The sequence below is a fragment of the Lysinibacillus sp. FN11 genome, from assembly GCF_024628845.1.
Taxonomy (GTDB): domain Bacteria; phylum Bacillota; class Bacilli; order Bacillales_A; family Planococcaceae; genus Lysinibacillus; species Lysinibacillus capsici.
Genome location: NZ_CP102383.1, coordinates 1668790 through 1688318, shown reverse-complemented (window position 1 = coordinate 1688318; position 19529 = coordinate 1668790). Strand labels below are relative to the sequence as shown.

22 protein-coding genes are annotated in these 19529 nt (G+C 34.2%); 10 read left to right on the top strand and 12 right to left on the bottom strand.

Translation table 11 applies throughout. The annotated features are described in order from the left end of the window. Window positions 1-586 precede the first annotated feature (586 nt). Window positions 587-934 carry a hypothetical protein gene (locus tag NP781_RS09000; RefSeq protein WP_257522064.1) on the bottom strand — a complete coding sequence of 116 codons (348 nt, stop codon included), beginning with the start codon at window positions 932-934 and terminating at the stop codon, window positions 587-589. 396 nt (window positions 935-1330) lie between these two features. Between NP781_RS09000 and NP781_RS08995 the strand changes: the two genes are divergently transcribed. Then, window positions 1331-2830 (top strand): SH3 domain-containing protein, encoded by a 1500-nt coding sequence (locus NP781_RS08995; RefSeq protein ID WP_257522063.1) that lies wholly within the window; start codon window positions 1331-1333, stop codon window positions 2828-2830. Between the two features lie 628 nt (window positions 2831-3458). On the opposite strand, the gene NP781_RS08990 is transcribed toward NP781_RS08995, so the two are convergent. The 5 genes from NP781_RS08990 to NP781_RS08960 all read right to left on the bottom strand — a co-directional run bounded on the left by NP781_RS08990 (window position 3459) and on the right by NP781_RS08960 (window position 8445). Beyond that, window positions 3459-3563: a hypothetical protein gene (locus NP781_RS08990; RefSeq protein ID WP_257522062.1), complete on the bottom strand. Its 105-nt coding sequence runs from the start codon at window positions 3561-3563 to the stop codon at window positions 3459-3461. A gap of 183 nt (window positions 3564-3746) precedes the next feature. Continuing rightward, the gene (locus tag NP781_RS08985; RefSeq protein WP_257522061.1) at window positions 3747-3884 is read right to left on the bottom strand and encodes a hypothetical protein; all 138 of its coding nucleotides are present in this window, start codon (window positions 3882-3884) and stop codon (window positions 3747-3749) included. A 102-nt stretch (window positions 3885-3986) separates the two neighbouring features. Further along, a complete protein-coding gene (locus NP781_RS08980) occupies window positions 3987-5345 on the bottom strand; it encodes a hypothetical protein (protein WP_257522060.1) in 1359 nt (452 codons plus the stop codon). A 385-nt stretch (window positions 5346-5730) separates the two neighbouring features. Next, window positions 5731-6339: a YpjP family protein gene (locus NP781_RS08975; protein ID WP_036080766.1), complete on the bottom strand. Its 609-nt coding sequence runs from the start codon at window positions 6337-6339 to the stop codon at window positions 5731-5733. A gap of 1524 nt (window positions 6340-7863) precedes the next feature. Next, window positions 7864-8445, bottom strand: coding sequence for a TetR/AcrR family transcriptional regulator (locus tag NP781_RS08960; RefSeq protein WP_257522059.1), 582 nt, complete (start codon window positions 8443-8445; stop codon window positions 7864-7866). A 268-nt stretch (window positions 8446-8713) separates the two neighbouring features. Here NP781_RS08960 and NP781_RS08955 point away from each other — a divergent pair, with 268 nt between their 5' ends. The 3 genes from NP781_RS08955 to NP781_RS08945 all read left to right on the top strand — a co-directional run bounded on the left by NP781_RS08955 (window position 8714) and on the right by NP781_RS08945 (window position 10941). After that, entirely contained in the window at window positions 8714-9424 is a 711-nt protein-coding gene (locus NP781_RS08955; RefSeq protein WP_221679836.1) for a DsbA family oxidoreductase, read from the top strand. A gap of 115 nt (window positions 9425-9539) precedes the next feature. Further along, window positions 9540-10202 (top strand): SDR family NAD(P)-dependent oxidoreductase, encoded by a 663-nt coding sequence (locus NP781_RS08950; protein ID WP_221679838.1) that lies wholly within the window; start codon window positions 9540-9542, stop codon window positions 10200-10202. 94 nt (window positions 10203-10296) lie between these two features. Beyond that, window positions 10297-10941: an NAD(P)-dependent oxidoreductase gene (locus tag NP781_RS08945; protein WP_221679840.1), complete on the top strand. Its 645-nt coding sequence runs from the start codon at window positions 10297-10299 to the stop codon at window positions 10939-10941. Window positions 10942-11250: 309 nt separating this feature from the next. Here the strand turns inward: NP781_RS08945 and NP781_RS08940 are convergent, their stop codons facing one another. Then, complete coding sequence (locus NP781_RS08940; protein WP_257522058.1) at window positions 11251-11559, bottom strand: helix-turn-helix domain-containing protein; 309 nt, start codon at window positions 11557-11559, stop codon at window positions 11251-11253. 284 nt (window positions 11560-11843) lie between these two features. Between NP781_RS08940 and NP781_RS08935 the strand changes: the two genes are divergently transcribed. The 3 genes from NP781_RS08935 to NP781_RS08925 are packed head-to-tail and all read left to right on the top strand — an operon-like array spanning window position 11844 to window position 13587. Then, complete coding sequence (locus NP781_RS08935) at window positions 11844-12053, top strand: hypothetical protein (protein ID WP_016993944.1); 210 nt, start codon at window positions 11844-11846, stop codon at window positions 12051-12053. 12 nt (window positions 12054-12065) lie between these two features. Further along, entirely contained in the window at window positions 12066-12428 is a 363-nt protein-coding gene (locus NP781_RS08930; protein WP_257522057.1) for a spore coat protein, read from the top strand. Between the two features lie 22 nt (window positions 12429-12450). Further along, window positions 12451-13587 (top strand): zinc-dependent alcohol dehydrogenase, encoded by a 1137-nt coding sequence (locus tag NP781_RS08925; RefSeq protein WP_257522056.1) that lies wholly within the window; start codon window positions 12451-12453, stop codon window positions 13585-13587. 84 nt (window positions 13588-13671) lie between these two features. Here NP781_RS08925 and NP781_RS08920 read toward each other — a convergent pair whose 3' ends face one another. Then, window positions 13672-14457 carry a cupin domain-containing protein gene (locus tag NP781_RS08920; RefSeq protein WP_257522055.1) on the bottom strand — a complete coding sequence of 262 codons (786 nt, stop codon included), beginning with the start codon at window positions 14455-14457 and terminating at the stop codon, window positions 13672-13674. Between the two features lie 364 nt (window positions 14458-14821). Here NP781_RS08920 and NP781_RS08915 point away from each other — a divergent pair, with 364 nt between their 5' ends. After that, window positions 14822-15502 (top strand): DUF1541 domain-containing protein, encoded by a 681-nt coding sequence (locus tag NP781_RS08915; RefSeq protein ID WP_257522054.1) that lies wholly within the window; start codon window positions 14822-14824, stop codon window positions 15500-15502. A gap of 502 nt (window positions 15503-16004) precedes the next feature. Further along, entirely contained in the window at window positions 16005-16172 is a 168-nt protein-coding gene (locus tag NP781_RS08910; RefSeq protein WP_255600576.1) for a YetF domain-containing protein, read from the top strand. Window positions 16173-16187: 15 nt separating this feature from the next. On the opposite strand, the gene NP781_RS08905 is transcribed toward NP781_RS08910, so the two are convergent. From NP781_RS08905 to NP781_RS08890, 4 genes are all read right to left on the bottom strand, one after another. After that, the gene (locus tag NP781_RS08905; RefSeq protein ID WP_257522053.1) at window positions 16188-16796 is read right to left on the bottom strand and encodes a hypothetical protein; all 609 of its coding nucleotides are present in this window, start codon (window positions 16794-16796) and stop codon (window positions 16188-16190) included. A 447-nt stretch (window positions 16797-17243) separates the two neighbouring features. Next, a complete protein-coding gene (locus tag NP781_RS08900; protein ID WP_221679849.1) occupies window positions 17244-17603 on the bottom strand; it encodes a DUF1304 domain-containing protein in 360 nt (119 codons plus the stop codon). A gap of 67 nt (window positions 17604-17670) precedes the next feature. After that, a complete protein-coding gene (locus NP781_RS08895; RefSeq protein ID WP_257522052.1) occupies window positions 17671-18297 on the bottom strand; it encodes a nitroreductase family protein in 627 nt (208 codons plus the stop codon). A gap of 22 nt (window positions 18298-18319) precedes the next feature. Beyond that, a complete protein-coding gene (locus NP781_RS08890) occupies window positions 18320-18724 on the bottom strand; it encodes an Ohr family peroxiredoxin (RefSeq protein ID WP_004228436.1) in 405 nt (134 codons plus the stop codon). A 150-nt stretch (window positions 18725-18874) separates the two neighbouring features. Here NP781_RS08890 and NP781_RS08885 point away from each other — a divergent pair, with 150 nt between their 5' ends. Next, on the top strand, window positions 18875-19312 hold the full coding sequence (locus tag NP781_RS08885) for a MarR family winged helix-turn-helix transcriptional regulator (RefSeq protein ID WP_054549302.1): 438 nt from the start codon (window positions 18875-18877) through the stop codon (window positions 19310-19312). Window positions 19313-19529 lie beyond the last annotated feature (217 nt).

Below are 19529 nucleotides of genomic sequence, written 5' to 3'. Positions count from 1 at the left end.
CAATACTAAGTAATCCGTGATATTCCCCATCATCTCAAAATTTCGGGGTACATGCTTTCCGTTACCTCCCCCTCTCAGTATTGCGTTTTCACACAAACTCCTTAAAAAAAGTCTTTTTCTTTAAATATTAAAAAACCATACCTTGTTAGATGCGACTCTCTGAATTAATTACTTCGTCGTAAACTCTACAGGAAATATCTCAAGGGAGAATTTACATTTATAGGGGGTACATTAATTTTAAGTCCTGAAGATGCAGAAATGTTACTAGCTGAAATACCAATGCATATTAAATAAATAACCCAGCTTGAATTATTACTGTACATAAAAAAAACTCAAACAAAAATGGTTTGAGTTTTTTTTGGTGTATGTGAATCTTTTAATTTAATTAAATATTTTAGGTGTGTAACTTTTTCTCCAAGTCTCATATTTCGTTAGAATTTCGTTATTATTACCGCAATGTTATAAGCTGAGGTTTAAAAAGTACGCAGAGTTGAAGAGTGGTTGGAGTAGTAGCTACACAGTTTATATCATTACTTTCACTTGAACAAAACAAAAATGTGCATCAAATGGCATAAGCTAAATACTATTATTTTATGTCAACAATTATTCTCGCTACTCTATATTCACCTTCTATCTCTATCGCCATATTGCTATCAATATCATTCGTAATTTCCACTTCCCTTATTTTAAATATATTTGTTCCGATATTTAGTCTGTAACCCTCTTCGTGTTTTGTAGGTAAATCTGTTGTTTGTTCTTTTATTTCTCCGATTTTTTCTTCTATTTCATCATTTGGGATAGGTTCATTAGTAACAATATAATTATGACCATTCCAATTAAATACAGGGAAAGAAATATTGTCTTGATTTCGTTCATTGCACCCTGTTAACAGAAGAAAAGTAACTAAAAATAATAAATTTGGTCTTTTTATCATATTTGTTCCTCCATCAAAAAAGATGATGGTATTAACCACATTTCTTTTGAATCTTTTTATTTTTTAGTATTTTCATATTACCCTATCTACACCAAAAACAGCTGACGATTCCATCTACTATAATCTGCATGAATATGATAACCAGCAGAAGCAGATTGGGCTGCACTTACTGATACAAAGCCATATGATACACTTACTCCAAATGAAACAGATTTTGTTACACTAAAATAGTATCACTATTTACAACCCTTTCACTGAATCAATATATGTTAGGGCTATCATTTATCATTCAGCCCTGTTATTGAATATTACCCCTATCCCAAATATTGGGTTTGTGATAACATATATCTGAATCTTTTAACTTTGAAAATATGAAAGGAAGTGTAATAACCAGAGATGAAAAAGATATTGAAACCTTTGATTAGTGGTATTGTCATTGGTGCCCTCTCTCTAACTATAAATATAGATAAAAATGTATTAGCTAATGATATTGCAAATACATGTAAGTATGATTCGGCATCTAAGGTCAACCCTGATTATTCAACAATGAACTGTTTGTTAACCGAAACAGCACTGAGTTATAATGTTCCTCCTGAAATTGTGAAGGCAATAGCGGAAGGTGAAAGTGGAAATTGGCGTCATTTCGATATGAATGGTAAAGCGATTGTGACAGCTGATAATGGAATTGGCATTATGCAAATTACAAATCAAGCTGGCTACAATCAAGATAGACTAAAAAGCGATATTGTCTATAATATTCGAGCTGGTGTTGAGACTCTGGATGATATGTTTAAGCGGAAGGATTTGCCTAGCATCAACGGAGGGGAAAAAGATGTATTAGAACATTGGTACTTCGCTATCATGGCTTATAACGGTACTAAGCCAGTAAATAGTCCTTTTGTCCAAGCGACTGGTAAAAGAAATGCAAATGCCTATCAAGAAAGAATTCTCCAAATTATTGAGAAATTAGAATTAATAGACTTAACAGAGCTGCCTTTTAAACGCGAACATTTTCAATATGACTCTAACAGCAGGGAAAATATTAAATTTTCAGCGATGAACTATGATTTTGATTTACCATTAACAAAATCAAAGTACTTTTTTAAAACAAATCAAAAAGTTAGTGCAACAACTAATGTAACAGTTAGAACAAGACCTACTACGGATAGTCCTTCTATGGGTACTTTACGTAAAGGCGAAATTGTTACCATTACGGGCCCTTTTGAATATGAAGCAGTATCAACGAAGAAAAACCATTTTGTTTGGTATCCTGTGAAAAGAAATGATGGGACAGAGGGTTATGTAGCATCAAGTTATTTAAACTACTCAGCTTCAACGCCAACACCTACAACTCCAGTAGGTAGTATAAATATATCAAAGTTCGCTGATTACAAGGCAGACCAGTACTGGGCAGAGGATTTTCAATGGGCAGTCAACAAAGGTCTTATCAGCGGTTATCAAAACGTATACAACCCTGCCACAAAGAAATACGAAAACTTACTGAAACCAAACACAAATTTAACAGAAAATCAGATGTTATCTGTACTTTTCCGTTACTTTAAGTCAGATGAATTAGCTTCAACAAAACCTAGTTCTTCATGGAGTGCAGATGTAAACTATCAACTAGCGAGTAAGTATGCTCTACCAACGCTTGGTGGTAATTCAGCATCTAAACAGGTATATGCAGTCAAAGATATCACACGTGGTAATTTTGCTCGTATCCTAGCATCTATGCATTATGGAAAAACAGTATCTCAGCCAGAAGCCATCCAGTTTCTACGTGAATTCGACTTAACAACTACTAAAACGGATGCAGAGTTTAAACCAAATGATTCTCTCACAAGAGCGCACGCAGTGGCATTCTTCCACCGTTATGAGCAAATATTCAATAAATAAATTGCTATATAAGTGAAAGAGGCGGGGACAAAAAGAAAAAATACTAGACCAAGATACATTTGGTCTAGTATTTTTTTGATTTAGGAAGGAGTATTTAACTCAGTGAGGCAGAAAAATTAATATCCATTTTCGCTATTTTTCAAAATAATCGAGTTCTGTCCCAGCCTCTTCTTTTATATGGTTGTCTAAATGGTGCTATAAAGCCCTATGTGGATTACAGGAGAGGCTGTGAAAGCATAACAAAGGGACTTGCATATAGGATAATCAATCATAAACACAAGTCCTGTTCATATTGAAGGAAAGCACCCGTTAACTTATGGATATTGTTTCACATACTCCATGAAAGCCGTCCTTTTTATAGAGAAACGGCTCTTTAGAATTATTTATTTCTTCAAACGATTTAATTTCTCAGAAACATTAAATCTTCTCTTATATGATGGATCAAAAATTTTTCTAGTTGAGTCTTTAGTACTTGGCATAGCGAAGCACGACATCATTGCCAGCAGTTGCTATTTGTACATCACTGAAATATTCATCTACATTAGTCTATCCTATGACCCGTTTCTATTACTGAAACAGCTGTCGCTGACATCACGTGTTGTAGGATCAACAACAAGCCCAAGTAAAATCAAAAACTTAAAATGCTATTAAAAATAGCAGTGGCTTGTTCGCTAACTGCTTCAGGTAAACTGTATCCAAATGCTATTGCTACTTGTTGAACAAGTAATAACAAAAATGCGAAAAGAGATACTAAAAATGATTTGTTTTTTAAACGTACTTGATTTTCATCTATTTATCCTCCAAAGATAGAATTTTGCAATGCTATAAACACAATCCCCACAAATCCACTTATTGCTACAGCTAAGGAGTAGCATTTAATTTTGTCACTATTTTTCTCCATCTTTTCAACAGATTTTTAAATTTGCTTAACACTGTTGCTTGTGTCATAGACAATGGATTTGATATTTTTCATATTATTTTCAAGTTCAACAATTCGTCTTTCATGATCTGTAATAGATACAGCTTGTTGAAAGTCATTCATTTTTTCGTTCACCGCCCGCACCTCTGCCCATCAAAATAGCCACGTCCAGCACGTGGCATTACTAACGACATAAAGAAACCCCACCTAAGTTGGTGAGGTCAAAATAAAATTAGATTAATTATTGCTTCCAAATATTACTGAAATATCTTCTACGTTACCTGCAATTGTTGAAGCGAATATTACATAACTTTCCAAAGAAGTTACAATATAATTCGCCACCTGGCCATTTAATTCTATTGCTATCTTTGATGCTACATTATCTGTACTATCTCCTGCTGATACGTTTACATTATATGAGTTACTATTTACATTAACTGTAATAGTTCCATTTACATCAGCACCATGAGTAATTGTCATCTCTAATTTTTCAGTTATTCCATTAGTGCCCCCTGATAATGTTAAATAGCCATTTGATGCAACGTCATTACCGTTACCAGAAACTGTTACATCGACAATACTTGATGCATTTGCATCACCTTCAACAGCTTGTTTAACTTCGTTGTTTGTTGAGACAATTTCATACTGAGTTGGTCCAGGACCAATGCGATTTGAATTTGTCTCTAAACCTATTGACACACTGTTTGGCGACCATTCATATACGTTAACCTGTAAGGGGTTACTAATTCCATTATTACCATGAGAAATAGTAATATTATTTCCAGCTGTTCCAGTATCTTTTGCAGTATAAGTAATACCTCCTATAGTTCCTGAAGCTTTTGTACCTTCAATACTCCCCTGTGTAATTGTTCCAATAGTTATAGTTACTCCCGTATTAATTGTTGGTGGTGGCGTGTTATTATCACCTGATGGCGGAGTCACTGGTGGAATGGTAGGCGGTGGCGTGTCGGCACCTGGTATAGGATTAACTTCAACCGGGGGTTTATCATCCACTGGTGGTTGATTGTCCGTTGTTGGTAATGTTACAACCTGATCATCATTATCACGATAATTGCCATCACCATTTCCGTCATCCTCGAATCGATGTGCAGCATGGGCATAGTTAGTAATTAGATCTGTTCTTTTTGTTCCAGTTGGAATTTCTAATTTTGAAATTTTCGTACCTTCTTTTACAACTATTCTTGCATCTTGATTATTAATGATTAATCTTTTTATGTTCCCTGTCGTATTAACAGCTACATCCTTAGATGAGATTACAACATCAGTAATATTACCTTCGCCAACTAATACGACTTTATTTTGTGCAATTACTTCTAAAGTTTGAACTTCTACATTAATTTCAACAGTTTCAGCACCGTCCACAATAAGTAATTTCTTTATTATTACACTAGAATCAGCATTGATGATCGTATTAGTCTTAATCACAAGTTCTTCTACGATTTCACCAGGTTCATATGTAATAACTTCTGGTAGTGGTTCACTAAAGTCTGATGCGAATGACAATGGTGAATGAAGAATAAAAAAGATTGCCATCAGACTTATTAGACTTAATATTTTCGCTAGTAATGTTTTCATAATACACCTAATCCTTTTATACTATTTCATAACAGGAAGATTTTATCATAATAAATTCCGGAAGTATACATAATCTAAAACAAAATAACTAATTAGTAGAAATAATATTAATCTTGGAAAAATGCGTTGCTGTCACTTGTTCTAATTCATTAAGCACCCTCAATTGAGAGTGCTCAATGTAGCTATTGATATCAGCTATCACTATAATTCATTTGATAAATCTAAGGAAATCAAAAAATGAAGAATTTGGGGTACATGCTTTTTCCTACCTCCCCTCTCTCTATTTTGTTAAAAATCAACAACTTAATGAACTACAACAAACACTTATATATCAACGTTTTACAATAAAAAAACACCCGTATTCAATACGAGTGTTTCGGGTATTCTATGACAACCACTTTGGTGGTGTGTTTTTTTCCCAATAGATATCGCCAAGGTTGTTGTGTGCCATGAAGTTGTCCTCGACACTGTGGTAATGGAAGTTGTAGTAGTAGCCTTCCTGCGGTCTTTTTTCTGTGCGCACATGGAAGCGAATTAAATCTGTGCCAGTTTCATTGTTGATGACATTGAAAATTTTCTCACCGTAATTACCGCTTGGCCTTTCAGAGATAGTTAAAGATGCAGCAGTTTGATCATCAAGATTAGCCACTGTCATTGCAATGGCTTCCTCCATTTTCGGGAAGATGATGCTGTCGAATTCATTGCTAATTTTTGGACCAATTTTTGTGCCAAATTTTATGTACGATTGTTCTCTAGCTGCATCTACGAGTAAGGCATTATAATCAATTGCTTCCTCTTGTATCTGTAGCTGCTCGTCACTGCTATCATCATGCTCAGCAGCTAAAGCAGTGCTTGTCCCTGATGAGGGGCCGATGGATGCACGGTTCGAAGGATTTTGATCAAATGCTTCCCAAATCTCATGTGTAGGCGTTATTAAACCAAATGTTAAAAACGCAACCATGATGACTATACTTTTCTTAACCCACGTTTTCATTTATTGTCACCTACTCTTTATGTACAAATTGGTAATTCTCCTATTATTATATACGTTCTCGCCATTAAAAGGTTTCATATTTCTATAATTCATTGTACAATATTTATGAATAATGTGTCGTTTTTTTAAAGGAGGTACAAAGCATGAGCATCGCAATGGGTATTGGTCTTTTATTAATGTTAGGTTACTTATCATCTTTATGTTTCACGGACTAATTTTTATATTTTGTAATATGTACCCTACAAAGCCCTAAAAGCCTGTTATATGCAGCTTTTGGGGTTTTTCATTTTTTCTTTACATTGCATAGTAACGCAAAATAATGCACAGTTGGGGCTCGTTTTGGGACTATGTTGGGGATAATATAATATTAATAATTTTTGGCAGCGTGTAAGCAATTTTCAATTTTGGTATTAACTCAATTTTTCGAAAAATTTGCTAATCTAAAATTTTATAATTTCGGTGAAGTTAAGCAAATAAGGTTTTTTGTATTTATTAATAAATCAAATAACCTATTGCATGGTGCTACCATTCATAAAATGTATTGAGATACGATTTTAAAAGCTAGTATATTAAACTATGATGGTGAACCAAAAATTACTTTTCATGATTTACGTCATACCCATGCAACAATTTTATTAACAGCGACCAGAACTTAAAAGGTATTGCTCAGCGCTTAGAGAATACACCAGCAATGATTTATGAAATTTACGGCCATGTAATGAAAGAATTAGAAGAACAATCAGTGGAGGTTTTCAGTAGAAGTTTGGAATGCGGAACTGGTGTTGCTTTGAAATAAAGTTTGAGCAAAAATACTCTGAAACCCCTTATTTTACGTTAAAGTAAGAAGAATCCCTTTTGAAAAAAGATTAATCAAAAGGGATTTTTCTTTAGCAGTTTTAAGTTAGGTTGTTATAAAAAAGTTTGATATTTTCTACCTGTTTTGCTCAACAATCTTGCCCGATTGGTAAATATCAAGCCTTTTACTTAGCTGATCATTAAAAACCAGCCCTCTTATGTGCCACTTTTTATATCAAAAATTATCAGTTGAATAATTAACTATTACGCTTACAGTCCCATTGGTTTTCGCACCTCAGAATTCAGAAAGAGCTACTTTTTTGTTAATCTTTTAACACTAATTAATAGCTACACATTTCACAAAAGCCGATGCGTGTTGGCACACTCGGCTTTATTTGTTTTCTGTATCTTATCAATCCTTCTTTTTCTAGTTCTGATAGTACTCTAAAGCTTTTACAGTTTGCTCGCGATATCCTCCACCATCATAAAAAAAGAACAATGTTCCCTCCCTGTACTCCTTTTAATACAGTATCAACAATTTTATTTACACATGGGTTTTTCCAATCTAATGTGGTGCCAAGACCACATCACTACTTTATAACCCTCTTTTACAACTGCTTTTATCATCGCATCTGTATACTGTCCCTCAACATCAGTTATATTTTAAATAAAATTACTTTCTGCCTATGCTGTTATACAATTGGGTACTTAAATAATAACTGAGTTTCATTAATAGAAATACTCACTTATTCCATTTGTGAATATTGGAAGGGATTTAGTCACTAGCTCTTCTGCTGAAATAGGTCTTCCATTATTATTCCACGTGTATGTTGCTCCGTAGATCCCCCAACTTAGTATAGTAGATAGGGTTGCTACAAATTGTTTATCTCCAATTAAAAAGGTATTTTTAGTTTCTTTTAACACAAGATCAGCTATTAGCTTCTGTAACTCTTCTTTAATTTTACTTTCTATAATTGTTCCTAAAGAATTATAACCTTTATGGCATAAGTCGCTTAACTCTTTATGGTGATCACACATAGCTAGGAAAATGTTTGCAAGGACTTCCTCATTGAATCCACTGTGATTATTAATTCTTTTTTTTAATTTGTCTGTAAAAGTATTGGTGATTGTAGAATGTAACAACTCAAATTTATCTTCAAAGTGCGCATAAAATGTAGCGCGGTTAATAGTAGCTTTTTCAGCGATATCGCGTACCGTTATTTGGTTGAAGTCTTTTTCGCTAGTTAATGAAATAAATGCGTCTACTATCAATTGTCTTGTGCGAAGTATTCTCGGATCATTTTTTTCCATATCGTTTTTCTTCTCCTTATTGGGCTACATAATGATGTTTAAAAACGACAATATTACAGAAGTGTTGTGTAAACAACTTATTAGCCATTTTGATGGTTGTTAATACTTCTATTTCATAATATCATAACTTAAACAACCAGTGTTGCCTAAATTACAAGTGTTGTTTTTCAAACCCAAAATGGTTGTGTTTTGTTTAAATCGCAGACGGAATAAATAATACATTAATCAATTTAGGCGAGAAAACTTTAAAAATAAGGAGGTTCAAAAGATGAAAGTAGAGATTTGGTCAGATTTTGTATGCCCGTTTTGTTATATGGGCAAACATAACTTTGAAATAGGGTTAGAACAGTTTGAACATAAAGAAAAAGTAGAAGTAGTATTTCGTAGTTTTCAATTAGATCCATATGCGAAAAAAAACACAGGTATGGATATCCATCAAGTTTCATCTTCCAAGCATGGTATCCCATATGAAAAAGCAAAAGAAAGGAATAATAAGTTGAAACAGCATGCGAAAAAGGTGGGGTTAGATTATCAATTAGATACAATGATTCCTACGAATTCATATGATGCACTTCGACTTTCGTATTATGCAAAAGAGAATGGGAAGATGGAGGAATATATGGATCGAATTATGAAGGCTCACTTCACGGATTCACTAGATATCGGTGACCCATCAACACTTGCCCAACTTGCAAATGAGTTAGGTCTTAATGCCAACGAAACTTTGAATGTTTTAGCAAATGATAAATATAGCGAGAAAATTGCAGCTGATAAAGCCGAAGGAATAAAAATTGGGGTTCAAGGCGTTCCCCTTTTCGTGGTGGATAACAAATATGCCATCTCAGGTGCGCAATCTAACCAAGTATTTTTAGAAACATTACAACAGGTTTGGAAAGAAGATTACGCGAATAATAAAGCTGAAGAGCAATTAGAGCCATCACTTGATAATTATTGTTCAGATGGAACATGTTCAAAATAAAGTTAAGAATAAAATCATTTTTATTTTGCTAAAGATCAAAAGGCGATCACATAAGGTAGTATTCAATAATGATAAAAATTTTTTGAAAAATTTGGAACTATGGAGGAATAAAACTATGAAAAATATTGTAATTGTTGGTGCAGGACCTGGATTAGGAATGTCTATTGCTAAAAAATTCGGACAAAATGGATTTCGTGTGGCGCTTATTGCCCGAAATGAAGAAAAGTTAAACCAACTGGTTAATGAATTAGAAGTTATAGGAGTTGAAGCAGTAGCATATCAAGCAGATATATTAAATAAAGCAGAAATTGGTTTAGCATTTGCAAAGATCAAAGAAAATTACGGATTTATTGATGTGCTTGAATATAGCCCTACTCCGAGTATCGATACAGTAGCAAATGCTTTGGAAGTAACGGAAGAAAATGCATTTTACCAATTTCAATTCAATGTTATGGGTGCAATATCAAGTATTCGAGAAGTCCTTCCAGATATGTTGGATAAACAAGAAGGTGCTTTGTTATTTACGACGGGTGCTGCCGCAATGAATCCAGTACCAATGATGGGTAATGTCGGAATTGCTGTTTCTGGCCTTCGAAATTATATATTAAATTTGAGCAATGAATTAAGGGACAAGGGTATTTATGCTGGGCATGTTTCGATTGGTATCTGGATGCAGCCAAATTCAGGAGTACAAGACAAAATCGCTGACATTTGGTATGACATGTATACCAAAAGAGATCGAGTTGAAGAATTAGTTACTGATGATCATGTGTCATAAAAGAGCCTTTAAGAATAAATTGACACGAATTTTGGTATAGAAATTAGATGCATTTTATTTAGGAACATAATACGCTCGAGGTGGTAGGAAAGGAATGAACATAACTATTTTTGGGGCAAGTGGGGCAATCGGTCATCTCCTAATGGAAATTGCATTAGACAACGGAGATCTTGTTACTGCTTATGTTAGAAATACTAAGAAGATCAAGATAAATCATTCGAATTTACGGCTTGTAAGAGGGGAACTCTCGGACACACCAGCCATTGAAACTGCAGTTGCAGAAGCTGATGTTGTAATTAGCACAATGGGGCCCCCGAATGATATATCTCGAAAGCTTAAAGGTACGCCAATTGCCGACGGACATGACCGGATTATCATAGCAATGAAGAAGTTCAACAAAAGGAGATTTATTACTCTAGCAACACCGGCCTTACAATCGAAAGATGATAAGAAAAACTTATCGACAGTTTTGCCAAGAATATTGGCAAAACTCTTCTTACCAAACGGTTATGCTGAAATGAAGAAGATGGAAAGGATTATTAAGCAATCCAACTTAGATTGGACTGTTGTAAGAATTATTAATCCTAATATAAAACACAATGGGCAACTTTATGGTTATTCGATTGGATATCAATCGGCTAAACTGTCTGTCTCTAGAGAGAATGTAGCAAAATTTATATATTCCACTATTGGACAAGGCACGTTAATAAGAAAAATGCCCATTGTTTATAATAATTAATCTATCTTTTAACGGTAACCTCTTGCGGATATCATACCCGAAGAGGTTACTTTTTATCAAATTTTATTAATGATCCATCTTTATTTTAAATAATCGAACTTTGTTTTAAATAATCAATCTTTTTTATAACTCTACAATATGCAGCTCTTTTTTCTTTATTGAACTAACGAAGCAGTTTAATTCAAATAATCACAAATGAAACTTTAAATGGAAATTAACGACTTATTATGGAAAGAAGGATACTTAAGAGGTTAAAATACTATTTCTTTTCAGTAGTAATAGTTTTTTTGTCAGGTTGCTCCAATGCTATTAACAAATCATCAGCAGATTGTTTTTTTGGATACCAATACCACATTTAGTTAACACTTCCATTTGTGAATAATTCCGTTGAATGTAGTCCTCCACAGCCGCTAACTTTAACTCTTTTGAATAGAATTTACATGAAGTCGCTTCTTGTAATCTTTCACGTCCACCTGCCTCAAATTTCATTTTCCATCTATGAAAAGTTTGATGATCTAATGAAAATCTTTCACACAATTCATTTATAGAATAGTGACCTTCTTCGAACAATTGAAGGATATGTAGTTTCAACTCGAGTGAATGTTTGCTTTGCCCCATAAAAAATACCCCTTAAATAAACAGATTTTATTTTTTAATCTGTCTACCTATTATATGCTATTCCGCATTTTCTTTAGACAAAGAGAAAAATGCCTAAAACTAATTTTCATAAGGTTTCAAGCACATAAGTAATGTAATAAATGGGTTGAGTGAAAATAATGGAAGAAATTCAATTTTAAATCAGATTTTAGCTATCAATATAGTTTTTTAATCCAATGAGAATTTGTATAAATAACTTGCTAAAGGGAAGACTTTTTAAAGAAAATTATGGAGGTGCGAATTACGTGTTTGAGAAAAAATTAGCACTTCATGAAACCATGGAATTTCATGAAGTCATTAACTTTATGACAACTAGTTTACTTAAATCGAAGCTGAGTCAAGGTGTGGTCTTTGATGATGATTTAAGAGCGTTATTGGACAAAAATGTAAAATTATCTACCCCGGCACTCACTGCTATGGTTAAGCTCTACTCAAAATCGGAATTGGAATATTAGGAGGACAATTGTATGCAAGACTATTTAGATCCTATAAATTCAGTTGGGATGCCTGAACTAACTGATTCGGGGCTTGCTCTTGAGTTTTTACTTACAACCAAAACGGGTATTCGGAATCTTTCAATTGCCTTAACAGAAACAGCTTCTCCTGCTCTTCAGAAAATCTTGAGAACTCAGCTGGATGTCATGGTCGATTTATATTTCGAAATTTCTGAACTGATGGTAAAAAAAGAATGGTTGAAGCCTTATGATCTTGCAGGTCAAAAGGAACTGGATATTAAATCTGCAGAAAATGCGATTAATATTGCCCAGTTGGATTTATTCCCTAAAGATATGAATCGAAAAGGAATGTTCCCTACCCCACCGAAAAAATAAACGAAAATGAGGGATTTTTTTAATGAAAGCTGTCACTTTTCAAGGTGTAAAAAATGTTGAGGTTAAAGAAGTACAAGACCCTAAAATAAAAAAAGCCGATGATATTATTGTTCGTTTAACCACAACTGCCATTTGCGGATCAGACTTGCATTTGATTCATGGTATGATTCCGAATCTTGGACAAGATTATGTCATTGGTCATGAACCAATGGGTATTGTAGAAGAAGTTGGAAAAGATGTGACGAAGGTTAAAAAGGGTGACCGGATTGTCATTCCTTTTAATATTGCATGCGGGGAATGCTGGTACTGCAATCATGATCTGGAAAGTCAATGTGATAATGCAAACGATAATGGCGAAATGGGTGCCTACTTTGGTTATTCAGACACAACAGGCGGTTTTCCAGGAGGACAGGCAGAGTTTATGCGGGTGCCCTATGCCAATTTTATCCCTTTCAAAATTCCAGAGAAATCAGAAGTACCTGATGAAAGTCTTGTTCTCCTTGCCGATGCCGCCTCTACTGCTTTTTGGAGTGTAGATAATGCTGGTGTGAAGAAAGGAGATACTGTTATTATTCTTGGCTGCGGACCTGTTGGACTGCTAGCACAAAAATTTGCTTGGTTGAAAGGAGCAGAAAGAGTAATTGCAGTTGACTACATCGGGTATCGTCTGAAACATGCAAAGAAGACAAATAACGTCGAAATCGTTAATTTTGAAGACCATGAAAATTGTGGTGAATACTTGAAAGAGATTACCAAGGGCGGTGCAGACGTTGTCATTGATTGCGTAGGGATGAGCGGAAAAATGACGCCTCTAGAATTTCTTGCAAGTGGGATAAAACTTCAAGGTGGTGCTATGGGAGCCCTTGTCACGGCCAGTCAAGCTGTACGTAAAGGAGGAACAATCCAAATTACCGGTGTATACGGCGGTCGATACAACGCCTTCCCACTCGGAGATATATTCCAACGCAATGTAGCGATTCGTACTGGACAAGCCCCAGTTGTTCATATCATGCCTCATGTCTATAACTTAATGGCTGAAGGAAAAGTGAATGTCGGTGATATCATTACACATGTTCTCCCTCTTGAAAAAGCAAAACATGCATATGAAATATTCGATACAAAGCAAGAAGGTTGCATTAAAGTGGTTTTAAAACCCTAAATAGAAGAGTTTAGGTACTTTTGTCTCTGTATTGCAAAAGTACCTTAAAGTCTTTTACCTGTATCCATTATCTTTAAAGTTTTTCTACATATTTTTGCTTTGTTGTAGAAGTTTAGATTCCCCTGTCCGTTCCCATTCTTCCACTGTCTCATATGCCTCTACTGGAGAATATCCTTTACCTACTAGAACTCCCATAAGAATAAATTCCTGAAGAATGTGTGTTGGATTTACTCCTCTTTGAACATCCTCTAATCCTTCATTTACCAAGAATTCCGTGTACCGCACCCATTCATCTGGAGTCTTGCCAGAAATAACTGTATTTCCATTACTATTATTTTTATCCTTTTCACTAGCCATTGCTACAGCTTTAGTAGGGTGAACGGTTCCAAACGGATGGTTAGGCGGAGCATAGATAGAATAAAGTTTTAGTGGAACACTACCTATATTTGTTAAATTATGCCATGTTCCAGCAGGGATAAAAATAGCAAAATCATCATGGACATTTCTTTTAAAGGTTAAATTATCTTTACTCTTGCCCATTTGAGTTACCCCTTGACCCTGCTCTATACGCAAGAATTGATCCACATTAGGATGCATTTCTAATCCAATATCTTCTCCGGGATTTAGACTCATTAATGTTAGCTGTAAATGCTTTCCTGTCCATAAAGCTGTACGATACGTATTGTTTTGCTTTGACGCCTCGTTAATATTAATAACAAATGGGTTAGCTCCATAATCTTTTAACATTATTTCATTAGAAGCATGACCATAAGGGTATGTCCAGTAATTCGGGTATTCCATATAATGATGGATTGATATATTTCCATAATAAGGGATTTGGTGTGGATACCCGTTAGATTGATAATACATTTAATTCATTCCCTTCACAGATTCATCATATTATCATATGCAATTGTTTTAGAAACGTCTTTCATTAAAAATTAGTTTTATGTATATCCAAAAAAACAAGAAATTTTGTCAAAGTAGCAATGATTACTGTTAAAGAAAATTTCCCCATATATCTATTAAATTTTTTAGGTTTTTTGCATTGTTGAAGATTTTAGAATACCCTGTACTTTCTCATTCCTCGACTGTCTCATATGCTTTTTCAAGAGAATAGCCTTCTCAGCCCTCATTATATATGAATGCTTTTTAAAAGTGTTAGGCTAAAAAACAAACATATTGACTAGCTAACCGTATACTAGCTTAGAAAGAGGAATGGAGGCAATCTAATATGCAAGATGGTAGCGGTCCGATGGGAATGAATTTAACTAGTGACACTCATCTAATAGAAGACGTTTCAAGAGCAATTAATTTAGAAGTTCATGCTTATAATTTTTATCAAAGATTAATTCAATTAACTCCCAATGAACAGTTCAGACAGATTATTTTAAGAATACAGCACGATGAAATAAAGCATTATCATTGGTTCACAATGATTTTAAGGATGATGGGTGGACAAGAACCACAAATTACGTTTGGGGAAATACCAAGAGATTTTAAAGAAGGTGTCCAAAAAGCGATTCAAAATGAATTAGAGGCTTCTGCTTATTATCAGGATATTGCATCAAAAGCAACAACTCATTATGTTCAAATGCACTTTATACATTCCTCACATGATGAACAACGACATGCAACTTGGTTACAAAATATATTGATGATGGACAATATGAAAATGAATAATTCAAGTTCAGGAGAAATTCTAGAAGGTTTAAAGGTAGCTGAAAATCCCGCTTTCCCAATAGGAAGTAAAGCTATTATAAATGCTGAACATATGCCTAACATGAAAGGAGCTGAAGCTACAATCATAGGTGCTTATGATACAACTGTGTATATGGTAGATTATATTTCTACTACAGGAGAAATGGTTAAAAATCATAAGTGGTTAGTAGAAAGTGAACTATCACCAAAATAATTCGGTATTATTTTACTGATTGTACAGAAAACTTAATAATTGATAAAAAACCCTCCTCAAAAAGAAGGACTTTAATCAATTATTGAGCCAACTTTCTATACATTTCCGCACATTTGCAACAAATTTTTGCATATTCTTGGCAATATGCATATTGAAATTTTCAACAATGCTATGCACATGATTCACAAATTTCTGTACATATGTTGCAAAATTTGCTTAGTAATAGCACTATTACAAGACATTAACGCCACCGCTTGTAAACAAATCTCTGTACAATCATTTAACCTTTCCAAGCAATTAATAATCAACAACAATATTCAAAATATCTTCAATAGATAATTAGCCAAGAGTCGTAGTCCTCTTGGCTTTTATTATTTATTTTAAAAAAAATATAACTTTATCAATTGTTTGTCGTATACTCTTGGAGCTTTTTACACAAGTTAATTCACATCTTTTAGAGTCTGCCTTTATAAAAAATAGAATGCATATGGAAGAGTTAACAATGATGTTACGCGAACAAGCTATTTTCTCTGTACAAGATGTACAATATGCATTACTTGAGATAGATGGTAAACTCAGTGTTTTACCAAAAACTTCTGAACAGGTTGCGACAAAACAGGGTGTCAAGGCAGATATCTCACAAGCCTACCTACAAACATTTTGGATTTGATAGAACTTATCTCTTTTATTTATCCGTCCATAGAACTTTGTAAAAATATGCAAGTTCAGCTCCTTCAATACCCGGGGGTAGTTCCCCATTTCTGCCTCTACCAGAATATAGTTCGTTTTTAGTAGTGCCTAGCCACGCTGTTAAATAAATAGGTTTATTTTTTTCTAAAGTCATTTTTTCGTCAATTAGTAAGCTGAAAGATGAAGTTGTCATGTTATTCGAATAAAATGTTGTGGCAAGCCCAGAAGGTATACCATTTAACAGTTTTAAAGAATGGTCTTCGTCCCTACTGTCACTTATTCCAAAAGAAATAAGGCTATCATTATATTTTGTCTCGAGTTCACCCCAAGTCTTTAGTAACTCCTCTTTAAACTTCCCATTTTCAAACACTTCCACTGAAAATTGCAAATCATCATCTTCTTTCAAAGTGCCATTCAACTTGAAAAAATTAATTTGCTCTACACCTGTTTTACTGATGAGTAAGGTTTCTTTTTCACTCATGTTGTAGGGCTCAATGGTTATTTTAGTATCTGATGGGGATTTTTCCTTTTCAACTCCTGCACATCCAATTAAAAACAACAAGGTGAACATTATTAACAAGCTGTAACCTGTAAAGTACCGCATTTTCGCCCTCCCATTTACGAGTGTTTCATTAAATTATTTCAAATTATACCCATTTTTGCAATAAGCATTACTACCTTCAATGACCCTATAGCAAAAAAACAACTACTCTCTACATGAGTGTTATAATTGAAATTAAAGTTGTCCTGTCCTAGCTTTCGCTTAGCTGAGCGTATATCGATGGTAGGTAATAGCTCGAAGAATATTTCCATCAAAAATTATATCATTTAATCTTTTTAACTCATTGAACAATAATACTTTTTCTAACAGTTATAGATGCATCAAGCATTTATTTAAAAAGAACAGTATCCAAATACCTTTGCTGTTGCTTTGGCTTCTGCTTATATCTTTGATAAAGCTCCTGATGTGTAGGATAGGGTGACAAGTTTACATTAAGTTTTTATGATTAAATAAAAATAAAAACATCTTACGCATTCTGTAGGGATTCCTTTAAAAAAATAAACTAATAAGTGCTAAAATAGCAGGTCCACCTTGTTTTAATAGAATCGATTTAGAGCTTGTTAAGCTACCATACAAAGCGACAATAATTACAAAGATTAAAAAAATGGCGACCATTTCCGTTTGCTGATGTGACAAAAATAATCCATACAATAAGGCGATCGCAATCAGACCATTATAAACGCCTTGATTTTTGAAAAGAACTTGAACATTTCCATTTTCTAACGCTACTTCAGACAGATTAAATGTTCTTGCTGTTCTTTTAGAAGTAGTAGCAAACGTTTCTAAATACATAATATACAAATGCTCAGCTGCTACGACTAAGCTTAAAATAAAAGTTAATGAAGACATCCTATTCACTCCTAAAAAATCTTTAAAAAAGCAATGTCCTCACGTGTATCAAGGACATTGCTTGAAATTATTTATTAAAGCGAACAATGCGGTCTATTGGTAGGCGTGAAGAACCATATGCTGGGGCTGCCGCTTCACCAATGGCTAATAATAAAGTAGGAATTTCATTTGCTGATAATTCCATGTATTCAGCGAATTTTGCTTTATCAAACCCACCCATCGGAACGGTATCATAGCCCATTTCCTTCGCTAATAGCATGATTTGCATCGATACTAAGCCAGCATCAAAATGTACGATATTTTCTAATGTTTTTGTTGGTGCTGAACCATACATTGTCAGCGCATCTTGTGCAAGCTTATTGGCAATTGGTTCTGGCATATAGCCCAGCTCCACATTTTTTGCATAGATTTCCTCAGCATTTACATACATCTCTATATCACCAATGACAGCAATAATAGCAGAGGCTGTTTCGATTTGCTCTTGATTAAATGAAAAGAAGTTAATATTCTTCTGAATTTCCTTATCATCAATCACAAGAAAGCGCCATGGCTGCATATTACTTGAAGAAGGTGCTGAAGTAGCATCCTGCAACAGCTGCATGATTGTTTCACGCGGAATTTTAGTCTCTGCATTGTATTTACGAACAGATTTACGCATTTGCATAATTTGTTTTAATGATGTAGTTGATAACATGTAGTTTCCCTCTTTTCACAATTTAAACTGCTTTTATTGTTACATTAATATTGCCCATTGTGGCTTTTGAATATGGGCACACCGTATGTGTGACCTCTAATAATTCCTGTGCTTCCTCCACTGCTAGTCCTTCAATATGCCCTTCGATTTCCACTGCAAGCACATAGTCAAAAGAAGCTTGCTCCATTAATTTCACTGTTACTTTAATTGTTGATGCATTTTTTAGTTTCTTTTGGCGTTTAATTAAATCTAATGCACTATTAAAACAAGCACTATAGCCAGCTGCAAATAATTGTTCTGGGTTTGTCACATCGGCTAATTTGGAGCCTGGTGGTGCAATTTTTAACGATAAAGATTGATCTTCTGCATAGGATGTGCCACTACGGCCACCTTCATTAATCATTGTAGTTGCGTATAATTCTTTCATAACTGAAAACCCCTTATCTTTTGTTATTAATTAAATTGTATACAATTTAATTTCCACAAATTGAATTGTACACAATTTAATTGCGTTTGACAAGTAGGAACTTTATTTTTAATATAAATGGTAGAAGAAGAACTTTAAGAGGGGATTTTTATGCCTAATCATTTAGATAATCAGCTGTGCTTTCTTTTGTATGCAACATCAAAGGAAATCACTCGGCAATATACATTATTATTGAAGCCTTACGATCTTACTTATACAGGCTATATCACTTTATTAGCTTTAGAGGAAAACGAACAGATAACGGTGAAAGAATTGGGCCAACGTTTATTTTTAGATTCAGGAACATTAACACCGTTGTTAAAAAAATTAGAGGCAAAGAATTACATTTGTCGTGAGCGTTCTAAGGAGGACGAACGATTAATGAAAATATATTTAACTAAGGAAGGCGTAGATGTAAGAAGGAAACTACCTGAAGTGTCCCGCCAAGTGATGAAGCAATCTAATATCTCGGAGCAGCAATTTGTACAACTGAAAAATGTACTTCAAGATATCGTTTACAACGACTGGAAAATAAAAGATGAAAACTAACGCATAGCTATTCCATTAATAGGATTAGTCTCCCCATCAGCAAACCTAATAAAGTAGACCTGTCAGTGCAAATAAGAAGGTTGGAGCTACATCGGCTTTCTTTTTTGTTTTCTCTCCCTCATCTCTTCAAATTGTTAATAATCATGTGACTATAGTTGAGGTGTTTGGATGAAAACAAGGACAAATAAACATAAATGCCCCCATCGAAAACGTTTGG